Annotated in this window: 1 protein-coding gene; it reads left to right on the forward strand. The window is 60.2% G+C overall.

Annotated elements, in window-relative coordinates; genetic code table 11:
- Positions 1-133: 133 nt before the first annotated feature.
- Entirely contained in the window at positions 134-7,699 is a 7,566-nt protein-coding gene (locus AC1VXC_RS13220; protein WP_481538300.1) for a UvrD-helicase domain-containing protein, read from the forward strand.
- The last annotated feature ends 266 nt before the right edge of the window (positions 7,700-7,965 follow it).

Raw genomic sequence — 7,965 nt, forward strand, 5'->3', positions numbered from 1 at the left:
ATAAGCCAGCGTGAGAACGCTTGCCGACCAGTTGAAGGGTCTGGGCTTGCAGCCGGTCGAGCGACCCGTGCAGGTCGCGAATCAGCCTAGGTCCACTGGAGGCGGCAGACCGCCAAGGCCGCCAAGATCGCCAGTGTCCAACGAGACAGTCTTCCTGCAGCTGCCGCGCTTTGGAACCGTGGCGAGGCTCGAAGAAGAACGCGGCTTTGGCTTCATTTCCGTGAGTGGCAGCGAGGATGTGTTCTTTCACTTCCGAGGATTCCCAGGCAAGTTGCCGGACGGGCAGAAGCTGCCCCCAGTTGGAACGCCGGTAGTCTTCATCACCGGTAGCGATCCGCGGCGGCCAGACGAGCCCAAGAAAGGCGCGGTCTTGTGGGTGCCTGCTGAAGTAGGCGCAGCCGCGCTAGGTGGGTTGCCCACGGATCAGACAACACTGGATGCCATGCGGCGAGAGCTTTTGGACACGCTGCCGCTCGATGGGTTTTGGAGTCTCCTCGAAGCATCGTGGTACGCAAACCACTGGAGTGGCGGTGCGCCTGTGCCCACAGACCTAGAAGATCCGGTGCTGGAGCAGGTCATTGTCGCGCGTGTTGCCGCGATGTCGTCGAAGGATCTGGAAGCCCACCAGGTCAGCAAGCGTTTTTCGAATGCGCGTTACCGGTTCGCCGCTCGAATGTCACCCGACAATCCAGCCTGCGCGTTCACTCGCCTGATCGAGCTATTCGAGCCTCCGCAACTGGCTGTGCTGGGTGCGCCAGATGCCTCATGGATTCGGATGGGTAAGCTGGCACCGGCTGCTCGTTCGCGCCTCATGGAATGGCATTTGATCAGCAGGGCATTGTCCGAACCGCGAGGCGATTGGCAGGAGTGGTTCCCGGGATCAGAAGCATCCGAGGCGGAGCTTGCTACGCGTTTCCTGAGCTACGGGATCCCGCGAGACGTTTTCACGAATGACTGGCTACAGAGAATCGCGGGTAGTGGGCTGCTGTCAGAAGCCCAGATTGAGGCATGGGTCGGGTTAAGCGCGGATCTAGCCATCGTTCTGTTCCCACAACTTCCAGCCGAGCGCCAGGCCGTGTTGATGGCCGCATGGCAGGAAGATCCAAGCGTTCTGGATCTCGAACTTCGAAGTAACCCGTCCCTGGCAGATCCGATACTGCTGGCGTCTGCCTTGGCGTTCGACCTGGAGACTGACGGCGAGCGTATTTGGGAAATCGGCTGCGCATGCAATGGCCAGGCGAGCCTGCTTCACGACGAGCGAAGCGGGACCGACTTGGGCGAGGCGTTGGCTGAGTTGAAGGAGCGAATCCAAGCGGCGCCTTTGCTCGTCGGGCACAACATGCTGGCCTGGGACTGGCCAGTTGCTTCTCGCCACATCAAGCCGACACCGGCGCCGCTGATCTGGGACACGCTGCTCGTCCAGTACTTGCTCAAGCCACAGGCTTTGTCGCATGCCTTGGGTGGTAGCCATCGTGCCGACCAAGACGCGGCAGCGGCGACGCAACTGTTCCAGGAACAGCTAGCCTGCCTGCCCCCAGACCTTGCCCGCAGGATCTTGGTCGGCGAGTTCCAGGATTCCATACAATTGCTGGATGCCCTTATCGAGGCCTTGCAGGGTGAAGCCAACTATGCCCGAGAGGTTCCGGAATTCCTGATCGCCACTGGAAGCCCGCCGACCAAACCGATCGTCGTGCCGCAGGGTCGTCTTCGCGAGGCTGACTGGGTGCCCCAGGTGAGCGTGATATCGGCAGACTCCGGTGAGGGCCTGTCGGCTGCATGGCGCCAGATCGACGTGGCCGCCCTTGGGGGAGCCTTACCGGTTGGGGTGGAGTCGAGCCCGGCTGCCTGGATCCTCGTGGCAGTCGCGCGGATGGCGGCCGCACAGGGCATTGTCCTGCGCCGAAACATGATTCCGGCTTGGTTGCTGGAGTGCGACAGCGCGCTTGCCTCGGCCGTGGATGCTGCGTGCGTGGCACCAATAGTCGGCGACGGCTGGCGCATTGCAGCGCTTCCCACCAGGGCTGGATGGTGGACAGCGACGGATCCAACGTCATATTCGGTCGCAGGCCTCAGCGACGATGTCCTGCTGCTCGATCATCGGCAGGTGGCGCGCGGCGACATCGTGCAGGAACTGGGCGAGTTGCCCGACGTGCCATTCCTGCGTGTCGGGGCGGATGGGTCTGCACTTCGATGGTTGCTAGTCGATCGCGCCGCGCATGTGCTCGATCCTCGCGGCGGCCTCACTGCGTTCACCACGTTGCTCGTCGGCCAAACGTCCCAGCTTCAGGCCGCAAAGGTGCCCACACCGGAATGCCGCCCAACGATGGTGAGGCGGCGTCATCACGTGTTGTATCCCCGGTCCGATGACCAGGGTACATACTGGGCTGAAGTGCTCCGCACATTCCATGAGGTCGCAGCGGCCGGTACGGGCACTGTTCCAATCCTGCTGCTTGAAAGTTCCCGAAGCAGGCTCCTGGTCGAGATCCTGGTTAGCGGCCTGGCCGAGGTCGGACTTGGTGAGGTGAAGCCGATTCATCGAAGCCAGCGAGAGCACATGCTTCGGGCTGCCAAAGGCGGATTGGGGCTTGTCGATACGCTAGATCAGTGGCCTGTCTGGCAATCACTTGCGCATTCGGCAGGTGTCGCGCTCCAGCCTGTGGTGGAAGCGCTGCCGATCGAGGAGTGGCATGCCAGCGCGTCAACGCGTTCTGTTGCGCAAGCGGGTGGCGAAGCCCATACCAATCAGCACACAGCGGCCGGGCCTGCCGCCGTAACCACCGGCGCCCTGCTTGAATCCCTACCAATCCTGGTTCGGGAAAGGCTGTATGGCTGGATGGCCGATGTCGGGCTGTCGACGTCGAAGGTGCCCGCAGTCCTTATCGATCCTCGGATGGCAGACATCGCCGGCGGCTTGTCGGGCATCGCGGATTCATTCCAACTGCTGGAAGTGCCATTCCAGTCTGGTCAGGCCCAACGCCTGAAGCTCGTCCTGTCTCCGTTCAAGCTGGTGCGCGAGGAGGCGCCTGCTGGGCTCGAGGCCATGCAGCGCTTTCTCATCGCGAATTGGCAACCCCGCAACGGAGGGGCCGGGAACCGAGTCACCGGATTCAAGCCGTCGCAGACGGTTGCAATGGAAGCCATCTGCGAACGCTCTGCGAATGTACTTGTGTCATTGCCGACAGGTGAGGGCAAGTCAGTCCTGTTCCAAGTGCCGGCTCTCTGCCGAGGCTTGCGCAACAGGCGATTGACTTTGGTCATCTCTCCTTTGAAGGCCTTGATGCGAGACCAGGTGGAGCGTCTACGCGAGCAGGGCTTCTCGGAGTCCGCCGACTACCTGAGCGGAGATCGAACGCCTCACGAGATGGCCGAGGTGATCCAAGGCGTTCTCGATCATCGCATCGTGCTCCTGTATGTCGCGCCGGAGCGCATGCGCAGTGAGATGTTCCTGGATGTCCTTCACAAGAGAGTGCAGGCAGACGATGGGCTTGAACATGTCGTCGTTGACGAAACCCACTGCGTGAACCAGTGGGGCTACGAGTTCAGGCCGGATTATTTCCACGCACTGAACCTGTTGCTGCGTCTGTGCAGGCAAATGGATGCAGCTGAGCCAACGCCGTTCCTGCTGCTTTCTGCCACGATCACCGCATCTGACAACGCGCGGCTGCGAGAGATCATGGCGGGTGAATCGGGCGATTCGGGATCACCCCTGACGCTTCTGTCGAGGCCAGATGTCTTCACTAACCCACTGCGGGCGCACATTGCGGTAACCCCTCGTCGGGTCCGGGGCATGCTCAACGATCGCAGGGAATTCGACAAGGCGTTGGCAGAACGGCTGCCCTACATCGAGGAAGCAATCTCCATCGCGCGGCAGAATCGCGTGTTGACGGGTCAGCGTAGCGCCGTGATCGTCTTCGTATCGAGTCGCTACCATGCAGAGGTTGTGGCCCAGCGGCTTGCACGGACAACCAGTGGCCAAGTGGACTACTATCATGCCGGCCTGGACTCGGGCTCGCGAGAGGAAATCTATACCCGCTTCCTTGACGGTGATCTGGACGTCCTTGTTGCGACCAAGGCCTTCGGGATGGGTATGGATATTCCGGATATCCATTGGGTCGTGCACCTCGCACCGCCTGGCTACCTCGAGGACTACCTACAGGAGGTCGGGCGCATTGGTCGTGGAGTTCGGGAGCGGGAAAGGGCGAAGCTGGGGAAGCTTTCGGCGACGCTGCTGTTTTCAGACCGAGATTTCGAGTCGATCCGGGGCATGCGGGCGCGTAGCGCTCTTTCGCTTCCGATCATCCGGGATCTCCAGGGCAAGGTATGGGAACACGCATTCACAGTAGCTGATCAGCGACTGGCAATCGTTCCTGCAGAGGGTTATGCATCCGCTCAAAGTCCCGCCCCACAAAGCCCGGCTGCCCGGCGCGCGGCCGCAACGCGTGTTCGTATGGGGTTGTATTGGCTCGAGCGTGCGGGCCGGATTCGGCTCTGTGGCTCGGTACCGGACCTGATCGAGGTCGTTGTCCATCCTTCCGCCCTGCAGCGGATTTCTCTCGAGAATGGACTGGCAGGTGAGGTGGCGGGCCTGATTCTCCAGATTGAGTCTGGCGAGAGTTTGCTCCGGGACTCCGGCGGAGATTTTGGGCTGTCGAACGCTTCACCAATCTTTGGCAATGGAATCCTCGGCGGTGTTGCCGGTGTACTGGGCAGTTTGTTCAGCGCCCTGTCCAGCACGATGGGCCTGCTATTCGAGGCGTCACCTCGACCGTCAGCTCGGCCCACACCCCAGATGAATCGCCTGGAATCCAAGCTGCCAACCGCCGAAATGTCTGCGACGAAAACCGTGGTGCTCAATCTCTCGCAGATGAAGCTTCGCAGCCCCGGGATCAAGTCGATGGGGGATGTACTGGCTGTTCTTGGAGACCTCGAGAAGCGCGGCGGCGTGACGCTTAACCGTGAAGTGGATGTGGTGCGGCGTAGGCTGGCGTCAGAGCCGCCCAATAATATTGCCGAGCAGTTCCAGTACGTGGATGGCGCGGTGGCCGAGCTCATACGCCGTCTGGCCAGCAAGGGCCGAATTGAGTTCAACCCATTCGAAATGGTCGAGGATGTCGAGGGTCCTCAGGTCCATGCAGACAAGCTGCGGATGTACGAAAGGTCATTCGTCAACGGGTTTAGAAACTTGGCGCGGGCGTCTGGAATCAAGATACGACAGCTCGTGCGTGCGGATGACAAAGTCATCTGGGAGGCAGTACTTCCCCGATCTTCGTGCTCCAAGGCGGATTCTTGTCGGAAGCGCTTCGTGCAAGGCGCAAAGTCGCTGCTCAAGGCCGTCGGTGATGAAAGATCGATCTCGATTTCAAAGCTGGTGGATCAGGTGCGCGCGGCAAGCCACGACGGCCGATTCCGCGAATCGGACTTGAACAAGGTCGCCGGCCTGCTAGCGGCGATGTCACTTGTCAGCATTTCGCCTGACCTGATTCCGCTGTCTCATGTCGTCGCGCTTTCCGAAGCAGACGGCAGGCTAGAAGACCAAACGGCCATCTGGGACGAACTCAGGCAGCTCAACGAGCTTGCCGAGGCGCGAAACTTGGCAATGGAAGTGTTCGCGAATGTGAACACTGATGCGCAGCCGACTTTCATCGAGGGGTACTTCGGTGCCGTCGATGGCGCAGCAGTCAAGCAGTTCCTTGACACCCAGTTGGGCGAAATCGTCAGCGATGAAGTAGACGGCCCTTCAACCCTTCTGGTGGAAATGCAAGAGAAGCTCCGCGCCACCAAGGCAGTTGAATTCTTCGAGAGGTTTAGAAGTTCGGAGGAGCCCGCGCAATGGGAGGTGGCGAAGGCGCCGTTTGACCAACACATCATGGTTAACGCGGGGCCGGGGGCGGGCAAGACCTTTGTCCTGGTCGGAAGAATCGCGCACCTCATCCGTGAGCAGAACATTGATCCCTCGCAGATCATCGTGCTTGCCTTCAATCGTGCAGTCGTCTTTGAGATCAGGCGGCGGATTCGCGAGTTGTTCAAGTCGCTGGGGTATGCAGCCTACGCGGGCCGCCTTCGAGTTTCGACCTTCCACGCCCTAGCCCTGCGGAGCTTGGCGCGGGAGGGAGTCGAGATTCCAAGAGACGGCATGCAAACCCTGCTTTCTGATTTCGCCACTCGCCTGGCAAAGGATCCTTCGTTCGCCCAGAGGGTAGCCGGCGGGGCACGATGCGTCCTGGTGGACGAGTTCCAAGACGTGACCGATGACGTGTATCAGGTTATCAAACATCTCCACGCCGGCAGCGGGTCTCGGGCGGGCGTCATGGTAATCGGTGACGACGACCAGGACATCCTGCGCTGGCAACGGAAGAATGATGGCAGTGCTCAACAGTTTTCGGAGAAGTACTTTGATCAGTTCGCGCACGAATTCGGGGGTGAATACTTTCGGGAGTTCCTTCTGGGGGTGAACTTCCGATCCGGAACCAGCATTGTCGAGCGAAGCCAGTTGATGATCTCGGGGTTCTTCGAGCGTACGAGCCGCTCCCAGCGTCTGAAAACATCCCGATTGCGAGCCCGCACAGGAGCCTCGGCGGGGGCGTGCCAGGCGATTGAGTGGGGTGGTCGAAACTGGGACGAGGCGGTTGCCCAGACTGCAACGATGCTGGAGGGCTTGGCTGGTCGTGAAGGAGAGTCGACCGCCGTACTCTGCCGTTCAAATGCTGAAGTTGCGGAGGCGCATAGGCTGTTGAGCCAGTCGCTGCCCAACCTGACCGTGCAAGGCGCCGCGAATCTCCGTGTATCCGAGCTGCGGCACGTAGGGCTTTGGCTGGATCACCTTAGGGAGCTCGCCGCTCGAAGCGATGACGCACTTTCGGAGGATCTGCGTCAGGGAATCGTTACCAGGATGTTGCAGGCTGACGGGATTCCGGAGTGGTCCAGACCTGACACTTCCGACGTGGTTCTGGATCATTTGTGGAGGCTGTGTTGCAGAGAGCGTTCGTTCCCCCATCTTTCCTCGCTGATTCAGTTTGTCGAGGAATTGAGGACCGATGAACTCGTGCGATTATCTGGAGTGGTTGATGGCGCTTCGACAGCAGTCGTCTCGACGCTGCACAAGGTGAAGGGGCTGGAATTCGACAATGTCGTAATTTTGCCTTCAGCAATCCAATTTGGGTCGAGCGGGCGGGATCGGCTTGGACCGGACCTAGCAGGCGATGCTGCCGAAGAGGCGCGGCTTCTATATGTGGGGATGACCCGGGCCAAGAAAAATCTGACGTACTACCGCGGTGATCGCGAGCGAAGCTGGGGAAGGAAAGATCCCATGCTGTATGAAGGCCTGCGCGCGCAAGGACAGGTGCTGGTGGGGTCAATGGAGGATGTTTCCCTGGGTTGGGCCATGCAACAAAACGCATTCAACCCGAGTCCGGATGAGTGTCAACGCTATATTGAAAGCGAGGTTGCCGTAGGTGATCCAATCATGCTCGGTGGCCGTGGCGGCGGTGCCTTCAAGTCCTTCATGCACCGCGGGGCCTCAGGTCAATTGGTGCAGGTCGGTTTTCTCGCAAAGCAACATGATGTGGGTGGACCCAACGCAGCGCTGAAGGTCAGCGCTGTAGTGAGGTTTCGTCCTGATCAGGCAGATGGCACGTTGGCCGATTGCGTAAGAGAGCGGGGATGGGGGTATGTGGTGCTTGTGTCAGGACGCCTTCGCTGAGGTTCGTCGAGAATTTCTCTACAACGTAGCTTAGAACCTGCTTGATCCGACAGTTCTGGCCATGCAGGCTCTCCTCAACGGTCCGCTTCTGGCCGGTGGACGCCATCCGACCCATTGCGGCCATTGGTACCGCCGAGACTAGCGCTGGGTACGGTTTGTCGCCTGCCCGTAAACTTGATCCAGGCATTCTTAGAGGTCTCCGGGCAAACTAGCCCCAAGGAGACCGCCGATGCGCAAGAGCAAATTCACTGAGAGTCAGATCGTTA

It is taken from the genome of Stenotrophomonas sp. STEN033, assembly GCF_056856655.1.